Below are 20,956 nucleotides of genomic sequence, written 5' to 3'. Positions count from 1 at the left end.
CATTATTGCGCCGTCGGGCTAAAAAAGAGGAGTAATACCAAGATCCGATGATCGTGACTTGGAAGGGGGTTGCCCCCGGCGGCTCGGTTTGATTCAACATGGCAAACGGACAGGAGTTTGCCATGCCGATCGCGCTTCACACCGACTTCGACGCTGTCACGGTACGGTTGGCCGCTCGTAACGCGAAGGATGGCGCCCAGGCGCGGCGCTTGCTCGCGTTGGCGGCGATCTATGAGGGGGCTAGCCGGACGGAGGCCGCGCGGCTCGGGAGCGTCACGGTGCAGATCGTGCGGGACTGGGTGGTGAAGTTCAACGCGACGGGGCCTGAGGGGCTGATCGACAAAAAGGCCCCGGGCAAGCCGCCGCGCCTGAATGCGACGCACCGCGCGGCTCTGGTCGAGGCGATCGAGCGGGGGCCGATCCCGGCAGCGCACGGCGTGGTGCGCTGGCGGATCATCGACCTGGCGCAGATGCTGTGGGACGATTTCTCGGTGTCGGTTTCGCGGCCGACGCTGAGCCGCGAGCTTCGCGCGCTTGGCTATCGGAAATTGTCCGCTCGGCCCAAACACCATGCGCAGGATCCAGAGGCGATCGAAGCCTTCAAAAAAGGGGCTTTGCCGCCGAGCTGGACACGGTCAAAACCACGCTCCCTCGCGGCACACCGATAGAAATCTGGTTTCAGGACGAGGCCAGGATCGGGCAGAAGAACAAGATCACGCGACGATGGGCCAAGCGCGGGACGCGACCCTCGGCACCGCACGATCAGCGCACGAAATCGGCCTATATCTTCGGCGCAATCTGCCCGCAGGAGGGAAAGGCGGCCGGTCTCGTCCTGCCCTATTGCAACACCGATACTAGGCCCCTGTACATTATGGGGACACGGATTCCCGGTTGGCTGCAAATACCTAATTTACCGCCCATAGTTTCAGAAACACCCGGTTCTGTAGGTAATAATAACGGTGACAGAAACGTGCGGCTTTCGGCCTTTCATAAACCGATTGCCCTGAAAACTCGTACGGCAACCGGTCTACGAAAGCCTGCCGGAATCTGTGTCCCCCATAATGTACAGGGGCCGTATTCCCGAAACTCATTTCAATCGATGCGTCGGGAAAGCATTGATGTTTTGTACGGTGTTACAACGGTAAACCGCGTTTGAGCCAAGTTTCATTCGGCCTTTGATATGCGCGACAACCGAACGGTGATGACGCCGTCAGGTAGGGCCGGTGCTAGCCGGCCCCGATCAATTAGTTGACGTTGCCCGACAGAGTGCGGTCTTCTCCGCCTCCAAAATGCGCCTGCGCACTTTGTTTGCCGGCATTGACCGCCTCGGACGCAACCTGCTTGACAGAATCGACGAGCGATCCACTTTTGAGGTCAGCCACGACGTCGCCGATTGGCTTGTCGGTCGTTAGCCCGTGCGCCTGGGCACTATTCTTCACGGTGCCCAGCGCCTCGTTGGCGACACGGCCGCCGCGGTCGACTACGTCCTGCACCAGATCGCGACCGGCTGTGCGCAACTTATCAGCTGTCGCGCCAAGAGCGTGTTCTTCCTGATCGCTGGTCGGGATCAGCGATCCGGCGACCAGGCCGACGATAGCCGCGACTGCGCCGAGCGCGAACGGGTTGCTGGTGACAGAGGCAAGCGCCTCACGCGTCGATTGTGTCATGTTACCCATTCCTCTCTGAGCGGCGATGCTTCCACGCTGAGCGCGGTCGCCAAGGTTACCAGCGGCGTCAGATGCACTCGCCGTAATGTCGTGAGCCTTCTCGCGGACGCTCTGTGCGGCGGACACCATCGCATCCTTGATCTTCTGTCCATAGCTCTGCGCGGTGTCGGCGGTGTCCCGCGCGATACCAAGCACCTTGCCGCGAGCGTCGTCGAGCCGCGAGGCATGTGCGTCAGGATGTTCATCCTGGCCGCGAACAACGCCAGCTTCGGCTTGCCAGAGCCGGAAAGCCATATCGGGCTCGGTAGAGGTCCGAGCCGTCGCGGTCGGTTTGCCGCTCGACGCCATCATCCATGCAATGCCCACGGCCGTCAGCGCCGCGGGTAGTGGGTTGGCCTTGAGCTTGACGAGCAGTCCCTGCGTAAAGTCAGCGCCATCTCCGCCTTGAAAGTAGGCGAAGGCATCATTCAGCATCTGCTTGGGAGTCAGGCGATCCTGAAGCTCGTCGAGCCGGTGGTCCATACGGGCGCGGGTCTTGGCAAGATCGTGCTCGATCGCCGCGGTTTCGGTCATCTCGACCATTACAAATGCTCCTTCATGATGCGCGCGTCCTTACTGAGGCTAGCGGCAGTCCGATCTGGCGTAAGGTTCTTCAGCGAAAGCTTGGCGAGCCCGCCGCGAGCGAGCACTCCGCCCACCAGCACAATGACGACGCCGACGATGAGCAACGCCGCCCATGCGGGCATCCATTTAGCAAGGATCGCGGCACCGCCTTCGAGCAATACCACCAGCCCTGCAAACGCAACCAGCGCGCCGCCCACTAGCGAGACGGCACCCGCTATCAGCCCATGAAGCTTCTGATCGAACTCGGCGCGCGCCAGCTTCAACTCGCCTTTGACAAGGTCTTGGACGTCACCGGCAAGACCACCCGCGATTTCGCCCAAGCTATGGGACGCGCGCGGATCAACCCTGTCCATGGCCGACCTTCGGGAGCGTCGGCCGATCGTCGCGCGAAACATCGGCCGCGACGATCTTGCCAAAGCGAGCGAGCGCAAACCCGGCCGCAAATGACGCACCGATAAACACGACCGGCTGCTGTCGGGCAAAGGTGCGGACTTGGCCGAACAAAGCGTTTACATCGTTCTCGCGAAGCGACGATGCTAGTGTTGACAGCTCCGCAGCACCGCGCTCGATCGCGCTCGCGATCCAGTCCTGCTGGCCGATGAACTGCTCGCTGGACTTGCGAACGGAACTAGCGAAGTCCTCGATTTGGTCGGCAATGCCGGCCTTTTGACCTTCCACAGCGCCGACGGCTTTGTCTTTCACCTGATCGACAAACGACGAGGCTTTGTCGGCCGCCTGGCCGGCAAACTCCTTCGCCTGATCCGTCACCCCGCCCACAGATGGGGCCGAGCTAGAACCACTCGTCGAGGTAGCACTCGGCGGAATGCTTTGGCGCGGTTCGCTCAACGGGCTGTCGAAATCGGTCGGGTCTTGCATAGTACTCTCCTGAAAGTGTTACCGCGTTCTATTTGCCGCGGATGGCGTTGGCTTGTTGATCGAGCGCCTTTGCGGATTGCTTAGCGGCTTTGCGGGTCTCCGCAGCCTGCCGCTCCAACGCATCCGCCTGGGTATCGGCGGCGCTGCGAACTTCCTTGGCGCGATCCTCGACGGCCCTAGCCTGGTCGCGCTCGGCGCGGTCCTGAACGACGCCTAGCCGCTCGTTAGGGCCTTTGGTGAGTGGACCTGCCTTTATCCCGGCTGCGACATCAGCCTGCTTGCCTGCCTTTGCATGCGGCCCATCGCATCCGCACAGCAGTGCCCCGGCGGCGCTCATGGCGAGCAAGCCGCTGCGGGCAAGGATGATCGTAGGTGCGCGTCCGAAGCTCATCACGCTCTCCCGCTGACAAGAGCTTGAGGCGTGCGCGGGCTTGAGACCACGCACGCCTCGCACCGACTTAGGTGCGCTTATCGGTGGTTCCGAAGGTAGAGCTCTTGGTCTCAACGTCCGTGTCGCGGTCGACCTCGACGTCGGTCCGACGAACCGTGTCATCAACTTCCTCGACACGCTCGTCGGCGGTCTTGGAGACGACGACCTCCTCGACGACACGGGCGGTCTTGCCGACGACCGCCTCTTCGCCGGTTGCCGTCATGTCGATCGTTCGCTCGCGGAAGGCATCCCCTTCGGCCGCCGAAAGCGGCTGATCGACCGGGCGGCGCTCGACGTCGATGCGCTCGTTGCGCAGGCGAACCTGCTCATGCACCGGGGTCTCGGTGACATAGGAGCGAACGCGCACGCCGCCACGGCTGACGTCGCGCTTGCCGACGACGAGCTGCTCCTCGACGACGGGAATGACTTCTTCGGTGCCCGTGGCACCGGCGGTGACCTTCTTGTCGGTGGTGCCGAACGCGCCGAGAGCGGCTCCGCTGCCCGCGGCCGGATAATTCCACCCCGACGAACGCCACTGGTTGGAGCGATCGTCGACATCAATCGAATTGGCTTCTTCGAGCACGCGGACCACCGCGTCGACATGGTCATCATCGACGTCGGCGGTAAGCAGCACTCCGCCGCGGCGAATGCCTTCTTCGTAAGCGTGGCGGTCCTCGTCGGGTGCGAAGGCGTTCTTGATGGAGTCCCAGATACCGCGATCCTCGTGCGTAGAATAGCCACTGTCCTTGTAGCCTGCGCTCGACTTGTCGTGGATATTGATATGGCTTGCCTCCACGTGAGCAGCGGTCAGGCGCTCCTTTGCGGCTTCGGCTTCAGCGCGGGTGTCGAACAAAGCCGTAATCGTGCTGGACATGGTACTTCTCCTTGGTTGAAGGGGGGCAGGGTAAAAAAGGTTACCGATCGGTCACAACCAGCTCTGTGCGGCGGTTCTCGAACCGGCCGCCAGCTGTGGCATTGGTGTCGACGGGATCGGTCGCACCACCAGAGACGGTGTCGATCCGCGAGGCGTCGATGCCCTTGCTCACCAGCGCAGACTTGACGCTCTCGGCGCGCGCCTTGCCAAGCGCCATGTTGGCGGTGTCGCTACCGCGCGAATCTGCATAACCGGCGACCCGGACATGCGCCGTGCCATATTGCTTGAGTGCTGCGGCAACCTGAGCGACCTCTGCTGCATCAGCCGCGCGGATGTCGCTCTTCGCTGTGTCGAAATTCAGCTTCTCGAAAATGAACGTCCGCGGCGTGGCCTCACTCCCAGCCAGATAAGTGCCCAGACCCGACGTGCCGACCAGCGCGGCCGACTTGGCGGCGTTCGGAGTAGCGCCGATGACGGCGGTGGGAGAGGGGGCGGGAGCAACGGCAGCCGTCTTGTCGCTGTGGCAGCGGTTTAGCGCGAAGATCAGCGCCAATAGACCAAGCGCGAGCAACAGCCACGCCAATGCTTTCAACCATCCCGGCTGCTGATTCTTCTCGATATGAACGTGCCTTGGTGCGCCTGGGCGGGCGTCATTCGGATCGGGCATGAACGTCTCTCCTGTCGTGAGATAGATCGCCTTCGCGCTCGACAATGGCGCGCATCGACCTGAGCGTGGCGGGGACGTGGACCTCCTCGGTTCGCGCGACGCGGCGGACCATCAGCTCCTCGGTAACGAACAGCTTTTTCTCTACTACGAGGCGCTCCTCGACGATCGGCACGATCAGCATGTCGCCTTCCTTGTAAGGCTGCGGCGCTTCCGTCACCTCGCGTTCGACCGTGCGGCGCTCGACCAGCAGCTCTTGCTTGGCGAGTTGCGCGACGACGTCCGTCGCCCGTTCCTCGACGATCGTGCGGACGCGCAAGCGATCGGTCTCCACCTCTCGGGTAGAGACTGTCGCCACCTCCTCGATAATCGGAATTGTCGTCTCGTGATCTTCAGGTTTGGCCACGTAGCTTGTCGATCTCTCTGTTCCGAGCGATGTCGAGGAGCACACGCAGCGGGCCAGCAATCACGCTCCGCCAAGTGTATCTTAGGATGCAGAAAACTGAAAGGTACGAGCTTGGTTCCGCAAAATTTTGGAAGCCTTAATTAGGATCAAGCTACTAGGCCTCGTGGACAAAGGGTATCCACAGTTTGATTGAAGCGAGCGCGACGAAGCCGAGGTAGGATTCTTTGGTTTTGTCGTATCGTGTGGCAACCCGGCGCCAGTTCTTGAGCTTGCTGAACAGGCGCTCGACGAGATTCCGCCAGCGGTATTTCTCGCGATCATGCGGGATGGGGACGCGGCGATTGCTCTTGGTGGGGATGACCGCTTCAACACCGACTGCGGCGAGCTCTGCGCGGATGGTATCTGCGTCGTAACCCTTGTCCGCGAGCAGCGCGTCGATGCGTTCATCGAGCATTCGGAACAGCGGACCGAAACCTTTCACATCGTGCGCCTGGCCCGGCGTCAGGACGAAGCCAAGCGGTCGCCCGTGCCCATCGCAGCGGGCGTGGAGCTTGGTGGTAAAGCCTCCGCGCGACCGGCCAAGCCCCTGGGCCTCTTGATCCCCTTTTTTAGCCCGACGGCGCAATGATGCGCCCGGACCACCGTGCTGTCGATCATGTCGGCGCTGGTATCGCGCGCCACCATCTCGGCCAGCGTCTCCAGCAGGGCGTCAAACACACCCGTCTCGACCCAGCGCCGGTAGCGCCGAAACACGCTGTTCCACTTGCCATAATCGTCAGGTAGCAGCCGCCACTGCGCCCCTGACCGCGCCATCCACATCATGCCTTCGAAATAGCGCCGGTTGTCACCTGCAGGCCGACATCCGCGGCCATGTTCGGGTGGAAGCAGCGGCCCGATCAGCGCCCACTCGTCGTCCGATACCCCGATCCGCTCACCCAAAGCCGCCTCCAAAAGGCAGCCTTGAATCAACCCGCGAGTCTCAGGTCAAGCTTTGTCCACGATGCCTAGTTGAGGCATGGAAGTCGCAGCCCATTGAAGCAGTTGCTTATAGGCGTCGGAGCGGTAGAAAGATGATGCGATCAGCATGATGGGTGAAGCAACGCTGCAACTTTGGCCAGCCGGGAACGGCCTTCTGGATCGCGTCTCCCCACACGATCAAGCCAAGCTCCTTGATGTATGCGAGCTTGTGGACCTACGCGCCGGCACGGTGCTGTACGAGCCGGGTGCTCCGCTAACGCACGTCTACTTTCTCTTGTCGGGCATGGTGTCGCTCATTGCCGTTATGAAAGACGGACGCTCAGTCGAGACTATGACCATCGGCCGCGAGGGTGTGATCGCAACATCAGCCAGCGGCTATGTCGATCCCGCATTTAGCCGATTCCTCGTGCAGGTGCCCGGCACTGCGGTGCGCACGACCGCACAAGGCTTCGAGGACATGGTCGACGGCAGTGTTGGCCTGTGTTCAGCGGTCTCGCGTTACCGCGAAGTACTGCTGCGGACGACGCTCCAGATCGTCGCCTGCAACGCCATCCATACCGTCCGGCAACGCTGCGCGCGCTGGATTCTGACGACGCATGACCGCAGCGGCGTCGATCTTTTGCCACTCACTCAAGCGTCATTAGCTGAAATGCTGGGGGTCAAGCGAAACTCTATCAGCATTGTCACGCGAGATTTGAGGCAACTCGGCTTTATTCAAAATACTCGTGGGATGATCGAGGTCGAGGATCGCAACGCTCTCGAAGGCGTCGCTTGCGAATGCTACGAACTTGTCCATCAAGAGCTGGCCCGCATCCTCACTGACGACCCAAGTCCGGAATGCAATGATTAGCGAGACGTCTATCTGATATGGCGGCTCAAAACATAGGGCTCCCAAACTCATCGTGGCTGCAATGCCCTATTCGCAAGTCAGGGTGATGGGTGAACACACCTTCGCGAGATATCAGCCGACAACACAACCGAACGGTCCTTACACGTCCGTCAACGGACGTTTTATGAACAGCACCGCTGGCAGCTCATTCTCAAAAGCGATCCCAATCGGGAAGAGGCTGGCCGCGCTGATTGCCATTACTGATCAGAAACTCGCGAGCCAATGTATACAAGTATACGGAGAAGCATCGACGTGCCCGTGCCGGGCTGCGCTCTATCTCCGCTTCGCTCCGATCAAGCCGCCGATCGGCGTCTCGCCCCTGACGGGTAACAATCGCTCACGCGCTGGTACGCCCGTTTAAGGGCGCCGGCTATGCCGGCGATGTAGCTCAATCCGAGGGAAAGTGGGGCACCGCCCCCCTCTCCCAGCAACGGCAATCAGCCGGACCGTGGCTCCTCCGTGCGCCCGCATCACCCCGGCAGATTCCCGCTGCCCCCACACTCCCCCCCCCCGCTGTTCGAGGCGCTGGGCACCCCCCTACCCTCCCGCGTGCGCGTCGCGATCGGCTTCACCAGCCGAGGCGCCAAGGGAAAGGTGATCGGCGAATGCTGGGACAATCGGTGCAGCGGCAACGGACATTTTAAGATCTTCATCCGGCCGATCTTGCGCACGCGGCCGATGCGATGCCGGTGCAGATCGCTTTCATCCTTGCGCATGAGCTGGTCCATGCTGGGTCGGGATCGCTGCCGGGCACGGAAAAGCGTTTAAACGGATCGCTATCGGGCTCGGTCTAATCGGACCGATGCGGGCCACAACCCCCGGGCCTGCCTTTCTCGCTACCGTCGCGCCGATCCTGGCCGTAGCTGATCCCTCCCCATGCCCGGCTCGACACCGGCGGTGAGACGACGCGGCCGAAGAAGCAGGCGACACGCTTGCTCAAATGCGAGTGCGAGACATGCGGCTACACCGTGCGGACCGCTCGGAAATGGCTGAAGACGATCGGCGCTCCGCTTTGTCTGACCGCGGGCCATGGCGCGATGCGGCACCATTTGCTGGGCGATGGCGAAGACGACCCGGAGCCGTGAAACTTCCCTTTCCCAACCACATACACTAGCGTATACAAGTATAAGCCTATACTCGTAGGAGCGTATAATGAAGGTTTTAGCCATCCTGTCGCAGAAGGGCGGCGTTGGTAAAACGACGCTAGCGACGTGTCTTGCGGTCGCGGCCGAGCAAGCCGGCAAGGAAACCGCGATCATTGACCTCGACCCGCAGGCAACCGCGTCGTTCTGGAAGGACGTGCGCCAGCTCGACACACCCGCGGTCGCCTCAATCCAGCCGGTACGGCTGGCAGCAATGCTCAAAGCCTGTGCCGACGCCGGCACCGATCTTGTCGTGATCGACGGGGCGGCGGTGGCACGAGACGTGGCCTATGAAGCCGCACGCCACGCGGACTTCATACTTGTGCCGACCAAGACCGCCGTTTTCGATACCATGAGCATGACGCATACGCTCGACGTGGTGCGCCAGCTCGATCGCGCGTTCGCCGTCGTACTGACATTTGTGCCGCCCCAAGGCCAGGAAACGGGCGATGCGATGAAAGCCGTGGAGGAATTGGGAGCTGCGGTCTGTCCAGTGACGATCGGTAACCGCAAGGCGTTCTTCCGTGCGCAAGCGTTAGGGCAGGCAGTGCAGGAGTTCGAGCCGAACGGACCAGCCGCAGCCGAGATCAAGCGGCTATACGAGTATACGGCTATACGCCTATACGCTAAAGAGGTGGCATGATGGCCAAACCCAACGCTCTTCAGGCCGTCCTTGATCGTGCCAAGGCCGGCGGCAGCGACACGCCAGCAGCGCCGCCTACAATAGCGACGCCGGCTGCCAAGCCGGCGAGCAGCGGGCGGCAGGGCACGAAACTGATTGGCGGACACTTTGCACCCGAAGTCAGCACCCAGCTTCGTATTATTGCGGCCGAGGAAGGGACGACAGTGCAAAATCTGCTCACCGAGGCGTTGGACGACCTGTTCGTAAAGAAGGGCAGGGGACGCATCGCGCGTTCTGTATAGGCGTATATCCGTATAGGCGTATACGGATAGGATCGATGGGTCCGCCGACCTTGGCACCGTCGTAGAGGCGTCGGAGCGGCAGAGCTAGGATCGATCCCGATGCTGGCCCTAAAGGTGAGTTTTTGGGTAGGGGCTCACCGTTGGCTCGGTCGGCTGAAATCGACGAGAACGGGCAATTCGGGAATGCCGCCACGGAGCTTGGCGCGGCGCACGATGCTATGCTGGTCGATCAGGTTTTGCGCATCACGCTTGCCCGTGGAGGTTTTCGGGAACCAGTGGAGTGCGACACGCTCGACTTTTCGGCCCTTCTTGATCGGCGTGAACTCGACATAGAACGGGCAGAGCTTGTTGATTTCCTCGACCGCCACCTTGAGGCAGTATTTGTTAAGATCGGCAAAGCGCTCCAGCTTACTCTCGGGCACATTGAGCAGGCCACGTATCTCGTCGATCGTGAACTCTTCCTGCTGTTTATATTCCAAACCGATACGACGCTCGATCATCTCATAGAGGCACAGCGCGTATTTCGACTCGAAGCAATACATCACCTGAGTCTTGAGGCGGGCGTAGACCTCGCTGTTACGTAGAATCTCGATCAGTTCTTCGGGGATGCGATAGTGAAGGAAACCGTCTTTTTCGAGACTTTCGTCGCTTGGGCCCAGGAGCTGGACGCGGCGCTTGAAGGCCTTGCCACCCTTCCGGATCGTAACAATGGCGATCGTGCCCATCAGGCGTAGCAGCGAACTTTCTATCCGTTCGTTCCCCTGGTGTGTGCCTTTTAGGGCAGTCTTGGGAATGCGATGGACGATCGGCTCGCCGATCCGCTCCCATGCATTGGCAATCAACAAATTATAGATGCGGCGATCGGCGAGAGTGAGCGGGCTTAGCTCGACAATGTCGACCAACTCGCCGGGTTTGACGATCTCGCCATAGTTGGCGGGATCGAACGGATTGCCGCGGCCCTTCTGCGTCAATGTGCGGAAGGTCAGATCGACCGTAGCGGGTTCTGACGACATGGATGTGTCCGGTGAGGAGGGGCGAGATATAAGCTCACATTACCGCGAATTGTGAGTTAGGCAAACCCTTTAGCTCGCCGTACGTCAAGGAGCGGGGATACCCAAAAACTCACCGTTGTCCGGTCCTAGGCAATGCCATACCCGAACCCTCACCCGACTCTACCCGAACCCTCACTTTAACCGGCCCCAACGCTCACCTTAGGTTACCCCGAAACTCACGCGAATCGGCCCCAACGCTCACATTTCGAGGTCATTTTTAGCGGTTTTCTGCGGGTTTGAGCCCCCCGAATCTTGAATCTAAGAAGAATAGTTGAATCAGAACATGATCGGTGAGTTTTGGGGTAGGCCAGACTGTGGATAACTTTTGCGGCAAGGAAGCATTGTCAAACCATCTGAAGCAAAAAAATGCGGAATTGGCCTCTGGCCGATATGCCTTTATTGATCGCTGGGTTCGCCGTCGAACACCCTGTACGAAGCGGAGGATGACCCCATACACCGATACCAAGATCACATGTTCAATGGCTTTTCGGACAGCCAGGCACGGCCGACGGCGCATCATGGGGACGACATCGTCTGAACAAGGCGCAGAAGCCCAGTTCTAGCCCGCAAAACGTCAAAACAAAGGGCCACGGTGGCAAGTGCCTCAAGCCGGACAGACCTCCTAGCAGGCGCTGACAGTGCCTCGATCATCAACCTCCTATGTCAAAAGTGAGGCGATACCCCAAAACTCACCTTTCAACATCGCGAATAAGAACCCGCGGTGTATACGCCTATACAGTTTTTACGTTTAGCTCAGAAGCCATCACCCCACGGCTTTCGCCAATGGTCCCAAAAACCGTAAGCTGCGGTTCGCATCGTCACGCCGGGTCGTACCGGCCGGCGAACTCACGATCGACGTAATAGCGTAGCTTGGCGGCGATAACGGGGTCGGTTCCGGTTGGGGCGGAATGACACCCTAAGCGTTGGCGTCCTTGGGCCAGAGGTATTCGCCGGTGAGGAAGATACCCGCGCCAGAACCCAATCGCTCGCGCACTTCACGAGATCGGGCGCATCGAGCACACCCTGTTTATGCTCGCCCTCAAGCGAATATTGGCGCGGAGTGCCTGACCGCATTGGCGGGATCGAAGCCCGACACACATACCGATCCCTTTTCTGAAGAAGCTTATCATTGTTTAGCGTAGAGCCATCGCTCTGCCCGCATCTTGCTTGCACTCCTCGAAAAGGGGATGAACTGTTGCGCCCGAGCCGGGAACGATTATTCCGGTGCATCTTTACGGGGAGATCTTTAATGAAGCTGGACGATCTTGTGAAAGGCATTGCCGATGGAAGCGATCTGAGTGCCGCCAATGCTCGAGCGCTAATCGACCGCGTTTTCGGCGATATCAGTGATGCGGTCGCACGGGGCGAGGACGTGTCAGTGCACGGGTTCGGCAAGTTCTCCAGAAAGGCCAAAGCCGCCCGGGCTGGTCGCAATCCGCGGACCGGCGAGGCAATGGAGATCGCTGCGTCGACCAAGGTGGTGTTCACACCGGCAAAAGTGCTTAAGGACAAGATTTCCTCGTGACGACAGAAACAGAGACCAGCCCGAATGCGATCGAACTCGCCGCAGCACTGACGATCGCGTGGCTAAGCAATCCCAACACGCGCGCCGCGGCTGCAGACGTGCCGGTATTTCTCAGCCGGATGCGCGACAGCGTTGCAAAGTTGATCGACCAACCAAATACCTCGGCTCTTGAGGACGCTGCACCCGAGCAGTTCACGCCTGCGGTGACGGTACGTAAATCGCTGGCGTCGAAGGATCACATCATTTCTTTGATCGATGGCAAGCCGTATAAGATGCTGCGGCGCCATCTGAGTGGACATGGGCTTACGCCCGAGCAATATCGGGATCGCTACAACCTCAAGGCCGATTACCCGATAGTGGCCGAGAGTTATTCGGAAACGCGGCGCGCCCTGGCTAAAAAGATTGGGCTGGGCCGGAAGCCCGGGCTACAAGCGACGGCGCAAGAGCCAGGCCCGCCGCAGCGGCGCAAATTGAAGTTGCCGCCGATCACCGAATAAGCCGGCATTGCCGTTACTCGTTCCGCGCGACTGACCCGGACAAAGCAATCTGGGCGGCGCGCAGGGCGAGCAGCTTTTCGGTATCGGTGGGTGCAAGACGACCCCAGCGAAACGCCGAACGGTCGGCAGCGCCGTCCGACCAGATGCGCTGCGCGACACAAAACAGTTCTTGGACGCTCGGCTGCCGATCAGTCGCTACGCAATCGATCACCGCATTTTCGAACAAGGGATTTATCGAGCGCATCGGCTGATCCTCCTGGCCCGTGTATACGCCGTTTTCATGACGTGACGATGGCGGCTTTCATGGCCGGCAAACTGCCTGGGCGCAGGCATGGGCATAGTCTCCAATATTCGATTGGCGTCGGGATCATGTCGTCGACCACGAGATTGGCTTGCGGTTCCGCAATGTCATCGCGCCACAGGGCAATCTCCGCTAGCGTGCCGCGCACGAAATCCATCGCACAGACCTTTGCCCGGATCGCCTCGATAGCGAAATCGCTCATTGCGCTTCGCTCCCGTCGTTTTCCGCGTCAAACGCGCGTTTGCCGCGTCGCTTCCACAATGCCAGAATGACGCTTGCACCGTCGCCCCGCGCCCGGCCGGCAAGATCGAGTAGCGCGCCGTAAATTGTGGCGCGATCGTCGTCGGTCAGCTCGACCAGCCCGGCTTTCTGTACAAGGCCGCCCAGCTCGATCAGGTGGCGTGTTCGTTCGCGGCGTTGCACGACCCAGGTCCGGGTATCGCTACGCCGTCCGGCCGCTTCCGCCCGCAACGTCGCCGCCTGGTTCAGCCGGAACGCCCGATCCGTCGATCGCAGCATCGCCGCCACTTTTGCGCCCGCGCCGCTGAAAGAAAGCAGCGCCTTTCGATCGCCACCCCTCCTTTGCCGCAAGATCTTTAGAGGCAATCCCGTCGAGCAGAACGCCAGCAAGGGTTTCTGCATCCAGCGCATCGGCGCCGGTAGCGGCGACCAGCTGGCCGAGCTGCTCAACCCGCTTGGCTTTGAGCGAGCGAGCCTTGTCGTTCAGTGCTTTTAGCTCGGCATCGTAATCGCGAACTTTACGCATATTCCCTCCAGTACCAACGCGTCGCGGCAGCATCAGATTGCCCCCATATGTGATCCCATGTCCACCAGACCCAGACGCGGCACCGTCGTCCTAGGCTTAAGCAGCGCGCCGGGTGCGACAACGGCGTTCGCGCCGATGCGCACGCCGTCGCCGACCAGTGCTCCGAACTTCTCAACTCCTGTTCGAATTCGCATACCGTCGAGCACAATAACGATGGCGTGATTATCGCGCTCATTCCGGAAATTGGCGATGATGGTCCCAGCTTCCAGATTGACGCCCGCCCCCAGCACACTGTCACCGACGAAATTAAAGTGCGCCAGCTTAGTCCCCGAAAACAAGAACGAGGATTTGAGTTCAGTGCCCGGGCCCAACGTACAACGCTCCCCGAGCCAACATCCGTCGCGAACATAAGCGCCGCTCGCAATGAAGCAGTAGGGTCCGATGACCGTGGGGCCTTTCAGTACGACGCCTGGTTCTATGCTGGCGGTTTTATGCACAGCGACATTGTCGGAAATCCGATAGCCAGCATCAAGATCGTCCAAGAGTACGGCCACAATCTCATGTGACCGGCTGGTAATTTCCCAGGGTGCAAGATTGGCGAAGACTGCAAGCGGCGAGGTAGCGATGGCTGCGATATAATCGCCGGTATTGATCTGGTCGCTCATCTTGCTGATCCCCTTGTCGCCATCTGATACATCGGCCAGCTACCCTATGTTCCTGTAACAAGCATCCTATCGCACTCAGCATCGGGGTAAAGCGGTAACGAGTGGAACAGCACCAAGTCAGTCACGAGGAGCGGAAGCGGATTGTGAGTGCGCGCTTATAGATCGTTGCCGATCTGCGCTAAGAAGCGTAGAAGCAAGCTTGTCATGGCGATCTACCATTTCTCCGCAAAGGTGATCGGCCGTTCATCCGGCTCCAGTGCTGTCGCGGCAGCCGCTTACCGCTCCGCATCCAAGCTGTTCGACGAACGGCTGGAGCGGCACCATGACTTCTTGAACAAGACCGGCGTCACGCACTCGGAAGTGATGTTACCGGAAGGTGCGCCGGAGCATCTGGCAGACCGCACAACGCTCTGGAATGCGGTGGAAGCTGGCGAGAAGCGCAAGGACGCCCAACTCGCCCGCGAGATCGAGTTCTCGATCCCCCGCGAGATGACCCGCGATCAGGGTGTTTCGCTGGCGCGCGATTTCGTCAAACGCGAGTTTGTCGATCGCGGGATGATTGCGGACCTCAACGTGCATTGGGACAAAGCGGAAGACGGCAGTCCGAAGCCACATGCACACGTCATGATGACGATGCGCGAGGTAGGCCCGGAAGGGTTCGGTAAAAAGGTCGTGCCATGGAACGACCGCGCACTGTTGCAACACTGGCGGGAAGCGTGGGGCGCGCATGTCAATGAACGGCTGACTGAGCTGGGGATCGATGCGCGGATCGATCATCGCTCCTATGCGGAACAGGGCATCGCGCTGGAGCCGCAGCACAAGATCGGGCCGGCTGCGTCGCGTCGGCCCGAGCAGGGACTGGAGGCTGAACGGATCGAGGATCACCAGCGTATTGCGCGGGAGAACGGGGCGAAGATTATCGCCGATCCCAATGTGGCGCTGGACGCGATCACGCGGACGCAGGCGACATTCACCAACCGAGACCTCGCGACGTTCGCGTTCCGGCACAGTGACGGCAAGGATCAGTTCGATCAGGTGATGGGGGCTGTGCGCGCCAGCCCCGAGTTGGTCGCGCTGGGTCGGGACGGTCGCGACCAGGAGCGGTTCACGTCGCGCGACATGATCGCGACGGAGGCCCGTCTTGAACGAGCCGGTAACGCGCTTGCCGCGCGGCGTGAGTATGGTCTCCCGGCAGTGGCGATGGAGGGAGCAATTGCCACTGCCGGGAGTGAAGGTCTCAAGCTCGGAGACGAGCAGGAGGCCGCGTTACGACATATAGCGGGTCCGGAAGGACTTGCGACGGTTGTTGGTTATGCCGGCACCGGCAAATCAGCCATGTTGGGTGTCGCGCGCGACGGATGGGAGCGGGCTGGGTACACGGTGCGCGGCGCGGCGCTGTCCGGCATCGCGGCTGAAAACCTTGAGGCCGGATCGGGCATCAGCTCGCGCACCATCGCCAGCCTGGAGTATGCGTGGGCGCGTGACCGCGAGCAGCTGGGTCCATGTGACGTGCTGGTGGTGGACGAGGCCGGGATGATCGGCACGCGACAGATGGAGCGACTGCTGTCGGCAGCCGATCAGGCCGGCGCCAAGGTGGTGCTGGTGGGCGATCCCGAGCAGTTGCAGGCGATCGAGGCGGGTGCGGCGTTCCGGTCGATCAGCGAACGCCACGGGTCGGCCGAGATCACCGAGATCCGCCGGCAGCGGACCGACTGGCAGAGGGATGCGACGCGCTGGCTTGCCACGGGCCGGACGCCGGACGCGATCCAGGCATACCGCGACCAGGACATGGTGCGCGGGGCCGACACGCGCAGCCAGGCGCGGGCGGTGCTGGTGGGTAGCTGGGATCGGCAGCGCCAGGCCGAACCGGACAAGAGCCGGATCATCCTCACGCATACCAATGCCGAGGTGCAGTCGATCAACGGGGAGGCACGTGAGCGGCTGCGGGCGTCGGGCGATCTTGGGGAGGACGTGAGTGTGCAGGCGGATCGTGGCGAGCGTCAGTTCGCGTCCGGCGATCGGATCATGTTCCTGCGCAACGAGCGTTCTATGGGGGTGAAGAACGGCACGCTGGGCACGGTCGAGCAGGTGTCGGTCGACCGGATGGGCGTGCAGCTCGACGACGGGCGCCAGGTTGCCTTCGATGTGAAGGATTATGCCGCGGTCGATCACGGCTATGCCGCCACCATCCATAAGAGCCAGGGCGTGACGGTCGATCGTACGCACATACTGGCGACGCCGGGGATGGACCGGCACGCAGCTTACGTCGCGCTGTCGCGGCACCGTGACGGGGTGCAGCTCCACTACGGACGCGACGACTTTGCGTCCGACGCGAAGCTCGCCGCGGTGATGTCGCGCGATCGGGCAAAGGATATGGCGGCCGACTATACGGCCGAGCCGAATGAGGCCGCTCGTGCTTTCGCGGACAGGCGCGAGATCCGGTTGCCGGAGCGGGTGCGCGAGATCGTGCGGACGGTCGAGACGAAAGCAAAGAGCATGTTCGCCGGCTTCCGGCCCAAGGCGCCGGAAGCAGAGCGTCGCGACGCCGTACCCGAAAGCACGAGTCGGCCCGCGCCCGACCGCCTGGTGCCGGCAACGGAGCGGAGCCAGGGTGAGCAGGTGCGAGCGTCCAAGCGTGGCATGTTCGACGGGTTGAAGCTTGATGCGACGCTGGCGAGACCGGCGCCGGTGAAAGCGCACGAACACGGCCAGGACCCTGCGTTCGTGCGCGCGATCGAGCGGACCTCGCGCTCGGCCGAGGTGGCGTTGCAGACAAAGGCCTCGAGCGGAGCCGTACTCGAGCACCAGAAGGTGTCGCTCCAGCGCGCGATCGACGCGCTGGACCAGCTCCGGCCCCATGCATCCGACGACATGCACGAAGCGATGACGCGTAATCCGGCCCTGCTGCGCGAAGCAGCTGCGGGGCGCAGCGGCCCGATGATCGCGGCGATGGCCCAAGAAGCCCGCGTGCGGACCAATCCGCACCTGCGTGCCGACCGGTTCGTGGAACGCTGGCAGGAGCTTAAGGGCCAGCACGCGGACTTCGAGCGCGCCGGCTATGTAGCGGGCCGCGACAAGGCGGGGCAGGAGATGGCTGACATGGCGAAAGGCCTCGAACGCGATCCCCAGGTTGAATCGCTCCTGCGCAGCCGATCGCGCGAGCTGGGGCTTGGGATCAGCGAGCGCCAGAACCGGGATATCGGTCGCGAGTTGTCGCGCGATTTGAACCGCGACCGTGACTTGGGGATGAGCCGATAGGGGGTACGTATGGACGACGGGCATGAGTATGATGGCGGTGACGATCAGGCGGCGCTGGCGTTCGTCCAGCTCGGCCGTGAGGTGTCGCTACTACGCGCCGCGATCGAAGGGCTGACCGCCGCGCGGGAGTCGGCCGACCCGCCTGATTATGAGCCGACGCTCGCACGCACCGAGAAGGTGCTGGCGGCATTGGTCCGCCAGATCGACGCGATGAGCAAGAGCCCGGCGATGATGCTCACGCCCGAGGAGATGGGACAACGTCTAAACGCAGCCGTCACCGACGCCGTGCGCGAACTGCGTCACCAGATCGGGACGACGGACACGATGCTCCGCAACGTCGCGGGCAGCCTGTCCGACCGGCTGGGATCGGCGCGGCGCAGAGACGAGCAAAACAGCTTGCTGCTGTGGATCGGGCTGGGTGGCTTGGTGCTGGGGGTGTTGCTCTACGCGATCGTGGCGGGGCCGATTGTACGGCTGATGCCGTCGAGCTGGTTATGGCCCGAGCGGATGGCGGCGCGCTCGCTCCGGATGCCGATGTGGGAGGGCGGGCAGCGCCTGATGCAGGCCGGCGATCCGCAGGCCTTCGCCGACGTATTAGCGGGCAATCGGCTGGCAACGGCGAACCGGGAGCCCCTGGAGGCGTGCCGCAAGCAGGCGGCCAAGGCGAGCAAGGTGGTCCGCTGCACGATCGAGGTAGGAAAGGGGGGGCAGGATGGTCGGTAACGTCGGTATGACGCGTGACACGCTGGCTCCTGATAAGCCGGATGCTCGGCGCCGAGACACGGACCACGCCGCCTCCGGCTGATAAGATGGAGGAATGGCTGTGCACTGCCGGGTGCACCAAGCGCAACGAGCAGGGCTGGATGGCGCCGCTCCCGTCCGCACGCGTCTGGAGGCCGAGAGCGCTCGTGTTCTGACAGATGGCGATCCTGATGGGCGCTCAAGTCAGCGCGGAGCAGCGGCGCGATCCGCGTCATTAGCTGGCGCGCTGGACATCGATCGAGGCGGCGGTTCGCAAGCTTCAGTCATCGTCTTCCGGAGAAGGGCGCCTGACACCGCTATCGCTGGATACAAACGCGAATAGATGACATCGCATCGGTCGCGGCGCTGCTCAAACTACGCACGGGCTGTCCAAAGTGGCGTCACTAGCATGTGGGGGATTGCCAACGCAGCAATTCCAGCAAAGAGCGTTCGAGCCCCAGGCGCGTTGCCGCCAGCGAACAAGACCCCCACAGAGCCGATGACCACCAGCGCGCCAACTATGATAGGCGAGATCATTCGAAGGTAACGGCCCACGCTCTTGCAGCCTAAGATCGCCATTCGCACCCTCAGTTGTGCGCGTGCGTGCAGCAGAACAAACCCGATCGCAAAGCCGATGAGCGGCGGTAAGATTAGAAGCAATAGAACGCCTGCGACAAGGAGGATCATGCCCTGTTGATCGTTCCTGCGCCAGTAACCGAAGCAGACCAGCGGCAATATGACTAATGCCACCGCTGCCACGAATGCCATGACAGTCGCAAGTCCTGCGGCGTCGTCGGGCCGGGTGGTTAATGCCACGAACAGGCTGCACAACTGAGAACGGTGGAGGAGCGCCGGACCGGCTACCATCAGTGTTCCCCGGCTCAGCCTTTCAATAGGCCTGGAGCGCGGAGCATCATCAAATGCAAAGTGTATCGCTGATAACACTAGCAGGGCTACCAGTGCGGTAAACGGCGCGAACTTCCACCACGCCAGGATTAAACCGACACAAATCAGATATGATCCGAGGAACCTCGGCCGCTGCCTTTGCGGGACGATTGCGAGATCGCTTGCTCCATGCGGCAACCCGAGCACCCCGATAGAAACCGCGGTATAGGCTATCTGTACGGGCAGCGAGAGGCAGGCGGCACCCAGCCCAAGGGTAACGAATGCGCCCCAGCCGAGCCGCGCCGTGATAGTCACTGTACGCTGCGAACGGTCCCAACCCTATCCTGCTCTGCCTTCTCGATATTAGAGGCTGACGAGAAGGCGTAGATCACCTTGGCGATAACATCGAGCGCCAAGATCGCCCATGCCGAAGCTAGCGCCGTAATCGACTTAAAACCTTCAGGACCGATCGCAAATACGATCGGGTAGAGAAACCATATAACCGACAAGAATGTCAGGTTCTTGGTGTAGGCGCTCGCCATCTGGCCACCTTCTGCGGCGCTGATCGAACGGACCGGCACCCACAGGTTATAGAGTACACCGGCAAAGGCTACACAAGACCACAAGAACCAAGCGAGCTTGGCATCGGGGGTCGTGCTCAATGCAGAAATTAGGCCCGTTACGATCATCATGACGTCCAGCACAATCGTCGAGACAATAAAACCGGCGGAGCGGCCACGCTCATGAAGCCCGAGCATAACGAGACCGGTGAGGAGAATGGGTGTCGTAATCGACCAGTCCACATAGCGTGCCGACAAAGTTGTCACGCCGTCCGGGGTCGTAATGTCGCCGACCCCGAACCACATTGCCAAGTAGGCCGTGGCGGCAATGAACGGGACGACCGCATGGAAGTAGGTATGATGCCTGATTTCAGGTTGCTTCGACCCCTTGGCGTATAACGCAAGTGACGATACCGACATGATTGCAAAGCCGACCAGAAACACGGTGGGGTCCATTTTGTGATCTCCGGCGTTAAGCGTGATGATGATGGCCAACTACGCTGCGCCAATAGAGTTCCGGCCGGCGGCTAATACGCGTGCTACCGACTGATAAGCCCGCTTTGGCCGTCATCCGGCAGTGCCGGCGCATTCCCGCAAAACTCGACGACCGTGGCAACGTCGACGTCGCCCCAGTTAGGTAGGATCAGTCATGCACTGATGGGCGAACGCCACCCCTGGGGTGGTCGGGAGAGTTTTATGACAAACGATCAGCAGGAGCGCCACCGTTATTCCATTGTTGCCAGGGCCTTACACTGGCTGACTGTCGCACTGGTCGTTGCCCAGTTCGGCGTCGCTTGGACAATGCCTGAAATTGGACGCGGTACGCGACCAACCGGGCTTGTTGCTTGGCATCTGTCGATCGGCACGACAATCCTCGTTGTAATCGTTTTCCGCCTTCTCTGGCGGCTGACACATCATGTTCCCCAACCGCCAAACGATCTTCCGCCTTTGCTGCAGCTGGTGTCACGCAGCACGCACTATCTGCTTTACGGATTGCTCTTGATGTTGCCGCTGATGGGATGGGCTAATGCATCCTCACGTGGTTGGCCGGTAAAACTGTTCGCCGTGCTGCCGCTGCCGCAATTGGTACCGGAAGAATCAACATTCGGTCATCAGCTTGGAGACGCGCATATGACCGCGGCGACGTTGCTTCTGGTCTTGATCGGGTTGCATGTTCTTGGAGCGTTGTATCACTTGCTCGTCCTACGCGATCAAACGGTGCAACGCATGAT

The 20,956-nt window shown here is 61.2% G+C and carries 24 protein-coding genes and 2 pseudogenes; 10 read left to right on the top strand and 16 right to left on the bottom strand.

Translation table 11 applies throughout. The features are described from left to right. Window positions 1–98: 98 nt before the first annotated feature. Window positions 99–871 (top strand): annotated as a pseudogene (locus tag L8K25_RS21080) (IS630 family transposase); the annotation flags it as partial. 373 nt (window positions 872–1,244) lie between these two features. On the opposite strand, the gene L8K25_RS21075 reads toward L8K25_RS21080, so the two are convergent. From L8K25_RS21075 to L8K25_RS21040, 8 genes are all read right to left on the bottom strand, one after another. Beyond that, on the bottom strand, window positions 1,245–2,249 hold the full coding sequence (locus tag L8K25_RS21075) for a DUF3618 domain-containing protein (protein WP_242140998.1): 1,005 nt from the start codon (window positions 2,247–2,249) through the stop codon (window positions 1,245–1,247). Next, window positions 2,249–2,644 carry a phage holin family protein gene (locus L8K25_RS21070; protein ID WP_242140996.1) on the bottom strand — a complete coding sequence of 132 codons (396 nt, stop codon included), beginning with the start codon at window positions 2,642–2,644 and terminating at the stop codon, window positions 2,249–2,251. The genes L8K25_RS21075 and L8K25_RS21070 overlap by 1 nt, the downstream gene beginning before the upstream one ends. Beyond that, the gene (locus L8K25_RS21065; protein ID WP_242140995.1) at window positions 2,631–3,167 is read right to left on the bottom strand and encodes a hypothetical protein; all 537 of its coding nucleotides are present in this window, start codon (window positions 3,165–3,167) and stop codon (window positions 2,631–2,633) included. Before L8K25_RS21065 ends, L8K25_RS21070 begins: the two co-directional genes overlap by 14 nt. A gap of 28 nt (window positions 3,168–3,195) precedes the next feature. Then, window positions 3,196–3,558 carry a hypothetical protein gene (locus L8K25_RS21060; RefSeq protein ID WP_242140994.1) on the bottom strand — a complete coding sequence of 121 codons (363 nt, stop codon included), beginning with the start codon at window positions 3,556–3,558 and terminating at the stop codon, window positions 3,196–3,198. 67 nt (window positions 3,559–3,625) lie between these two features. Further along, on the bottom strand, window positions 3,626–4,450 hold the full coding sequence (locus tag L8K25_RS21055; RefSeq protein WP_242140992.1) for a DUF2382 domain-containing protein: 825 nt from the start codon (window positions 4,448–4,450) through the stop codon (window positions 3,626–3,628). A gap of 61 nt (window positions 4,451–4,511) precedes the next feature. Continuing rightward, window positions 4,512–5,138: an OmpA family protein gene (locus L8K25_RS21050; RefSeq protein WP_242140991.1), complete on the bottom strand. Its 627-nt coding sequence runs from the start codon at window positions 5,136–5,138 to the stop codon at window positions 4,512–4,514. Next, window positions 5,122–5,541, bottom strand: a complete 420-nt coding sequence (locus L8K25_RS21045; RefSeq protein ID WP_242140989.1) for a DUF2382 domain-containing protein — start codon at window positions 5,539–5,541, stop codon at window positions 5,122–5,124. Before L8K25_RS21045 ends, L8K25_RS21050 begins: the two co-directional genes overlap by 17 nt. A gap of 154 nt (window positions 5,542–5,695) precedes the next feature. Beyond that, a protein-coding gene (locus L8K25_RS21040) for an IS5 family transposase (protein ID WP_242141009.1) occupies window positions 5,696–6,468 on the bottom strand; the annotation gives its coding sequence in 2 pieces (ribosomal slippage) (window positions 5,696–6,156 and window positions 6,156–6,468; 774 coding nt in all). Between the two features lie 157 nt (window positions 6,469–6,625). On the opposite strand from L8K25_RS21040, the gene L8K25_RS21035 reads away from it, so the two are divergent. From L8K25_RS21035 to L8K25_RS21020, 4 genes and pseudogenes are all read left to right on the top strand, one after another. Continuing rightward, on the top strand, window positions 6,626–7,369 hold the full coding sequence (locus L8K25_RS21035) for a Crp/Fnr family transcriptional regulator (protein WP_242140988.1): 744 nt from the start codon (window positions 6,626–6,628) through the stop codon (window positions 7,367–7,369). 498 nt (window positions 7,370–7,867) lie between these two features. Beyond that, window positions 7,868–8,493, top strand: a pseudogene (locus L8K25_RS21030) (transcription elongation protein SprT). A gap of 67 nt (window positions 8,494–8,560) precedes the next feature. Beyond that, entirely contained in the window at window positions 8,561–9,193 is a 633-nt protein-coding gene (locus tag L8K25_RS21025; protein ID WP_242140986.1) for a ParA family protein, read from the top strand. After that, window positions 9,190–9,474: a ribbon-helix-helix domain-containing protein gene (locus L8K25_RS21020; RefSeq protein ID WP_242140984.1), complete on the top strand. Its 285-nt coding sequence runs from the start codon at window positions 9,190–9,192 to the stop codon at window positions 9,472–9,474. The genes L8K25_RS21025 and L8K25_RS21020 overlap by 4 nt, the downstream gene beginning before the upstream one ends. A gap of 134 nt (window positions 9,475–9,608) precedes the next feature. Here the strand turns inward: L8K25_RS21020 and L8K25_RS21015 are convergent, their stop codons facing one another. After that, window positions 9,609–10,487 (bottom strand): replication initiation protein, encoded by an 879-nt coding sequence (locus L8K25_RS21015; protein ID WP_242140982.1) that lies wholly within the window; start codon window positions 10,485–10,487, stop codon window positions 9,609–9,611. Between the two features lie 1,288 nt (window positions 10,488–11,775). Between L8K25_RS21015 and L8K25_RS21010 the strand changes: the two genes are divergently transcribed. Together L8K25_RS21010 and L8K25_RS21005 are read left to right on the top strand one after the other, a co-directional pair. After that, a complete protein-coding gene (locus L8K25_RS21010; RefSeq protein WP_242140980.1) occupies window positions 11,776–12,051 on the top strand; it encodes an HU family DNA-binding protein in 276 nt (91 codons plus the stop codon). Then, window positions 12,048–12,548 (top strand): MucR family transcriptional regulator, encoded by a 501-nt coding sequence (locus L8K25_RS21005; RefSeq protein WP_242140979.1) that lies wholly within the window; start codon window positions 12,048–12,050, stop codon window positions 12,546–12,548. Before L8K25_RS21010 ends, L8K25_RS21005 begins: the two co-directional genes overlap by 4 nt. Window positions 12,549–12,561: 13 nt before the next feature. On the opposite strand, the gene L8K25_RS21000 is transcribed toward L8K25_RS21005, so the two are convergent. From L8K25_RS21000 to L8K25_RS20980, 5 genes are read right to left on the bottom strand one after another with little or no spacing between them, the layout of a single operon-like run. Next, window positions 12,562–12,792: a hypothetical protein gene (locus L8K25_RS21000; protein WP_242140978.1), complete on the bottom strand. Its 231-nt coding sequence runs from the start codon at window positions 12,790–12,792 to the stop codon at window positions 12,562–12,564. 34 nt (window positions 12,793–12,826) lie between these two features. Then, window positions 12,827–13,051 carry a hypothetical protein gene (locus L8K25_RS20995; RefSeq protein WP_242140976.1) on the bottom strand — a complete coding sequence of 75 codons (225 nt, stop codon included), beginning with the start codon at window positions 13,049–13,051 and terminating at the stop codon, window positions 12,827–12,829. Beyond that, complete coding sequence (locus L8K25_RS20990) at window positions 13,048–13,272, bottom strand: conjugal transfer protein TraD (protein ID WP_242140975.1); 225 nt, start codon at window positions 13,270–13,272, stop codon at window positions 13,048–13,050. Before L8K25_RS20990 ends, L8K25_RS20995 begins: the two co-directional genes overlap by 4 nt. Before the next feature lie 19 nt (window positions 13,273–13,291). Then, window positions 13,292–13,615 (bottom strand): conjugal transfer protein TraD, encoded by a 324-nt coding sequence (locus L8K25_RS20985; RefSeq protein WP_242140974.1) that lies wholly within the window; start codon window positions 13,613–13,615, stop codon window positions 13,292–13,294. Between the two features lie 32 nt (window positions 13,616–13,647). Further along, a complete protein-coding gene (locus tag L8K25_RS20980) occupies window positions 13,648–14,280 on the bottom strand; it encodes a transferase (protein WP_242140972.1) in 633 nt (210 codons plus the stop codon). A 204-nt stretch (window positions 14,281–14,484) separates the two neighbouring features. Between L8K25_RS20980 and traA the strand changes: the two genes are divergently transcribed. Next, the gene (gene traA / locus L8K25_RS20975) at window positions 14,485–17,538 is read left to right on the top strand and encodes a Ti-type conjugative transfer relaxase TraA (RefSeq protein ID WP_242140971.1); all 3,054 of its coding nucleotides are present in this window, start codon (window positions 14,485–14,487) and stop codon (window positions 17,536–17,538) included. Between the two features lie 9 nt (window positions 17,539–17,547). Further along, window positions 17,548–18,261 carry a DUF6118 family protein gene (locus L8K25_RS20970; RefSeq protein WP_242140969.1) on the top strand — a complete coding sequence of 238 codons (714 nt, stop codon included), beginning with the start codon at window positions 17,548–17,550 and terminating at the stop codon, window positions 18,259–18,261. Window positions 18,262–18,654: 393 nt separating this feature from the next. On the opposite strand, the gene L8K25_RS20965 is transcribed toward L8K25_RS20970, so the two are convergent. Both L8K25_RS20965 and L8K25_RS20960 read right to left on the bottom strand, forming a co-directional pair. After that, window positions 18,655–19,479 carry a Brp/Blh family beta-carotene 15,15'-dioxygenase gene (locus L8K25_RS20965; protein WP_242140967.1) on the bottom strand — a complete coding sequence of 275 codons (825 nt, stop codon included), beginning with the start codon at window positions 19,477–19,479 and terminating at the stop codon, window positions 18,655–18,657. Then, window positions 19,476–20,219, bottom strand: a complete 744-nt coding sequence (locus tag L8K25_RS20960) for a bacteriorhodopsin (protein ID WP_242140966.1) — start codon at window positions 20,217–20,219, stop codon at window positions 19,476–19,478. Before L8K25_RS20960 ends, L8K25_RS20965 begins: the two co-directional genes overlap by 4 nt. Before the next feature lie 201 nt (window positions 20,220–20,420). Here L8K25_RS20960 and L8K25_RS20955 point away from each other — a divergent pair. Next, window positions 20,421–20,956 (top strand): cytochrome b/b6 domain-containing protein (locus L8K25_RS20955; RefSeq protein ID WP_242140965.1); only part of this gene is annotated, 536 nt, incomplete at its 3' end.

Origin of the sequence: Sphingomonas sp. TREG-RG-20F-R18-01 (assembly GCF_022662475.1) — a bacterium.
Lineage (GTDB): Bacteria > Pseudomonadota > Alphaproteobacteria > Sphingomonadales > Sphingomonadaceae > Sphingomonas.
This window is presented reverse-complemented; position numbering and strand designations above follow the sequence as displayed.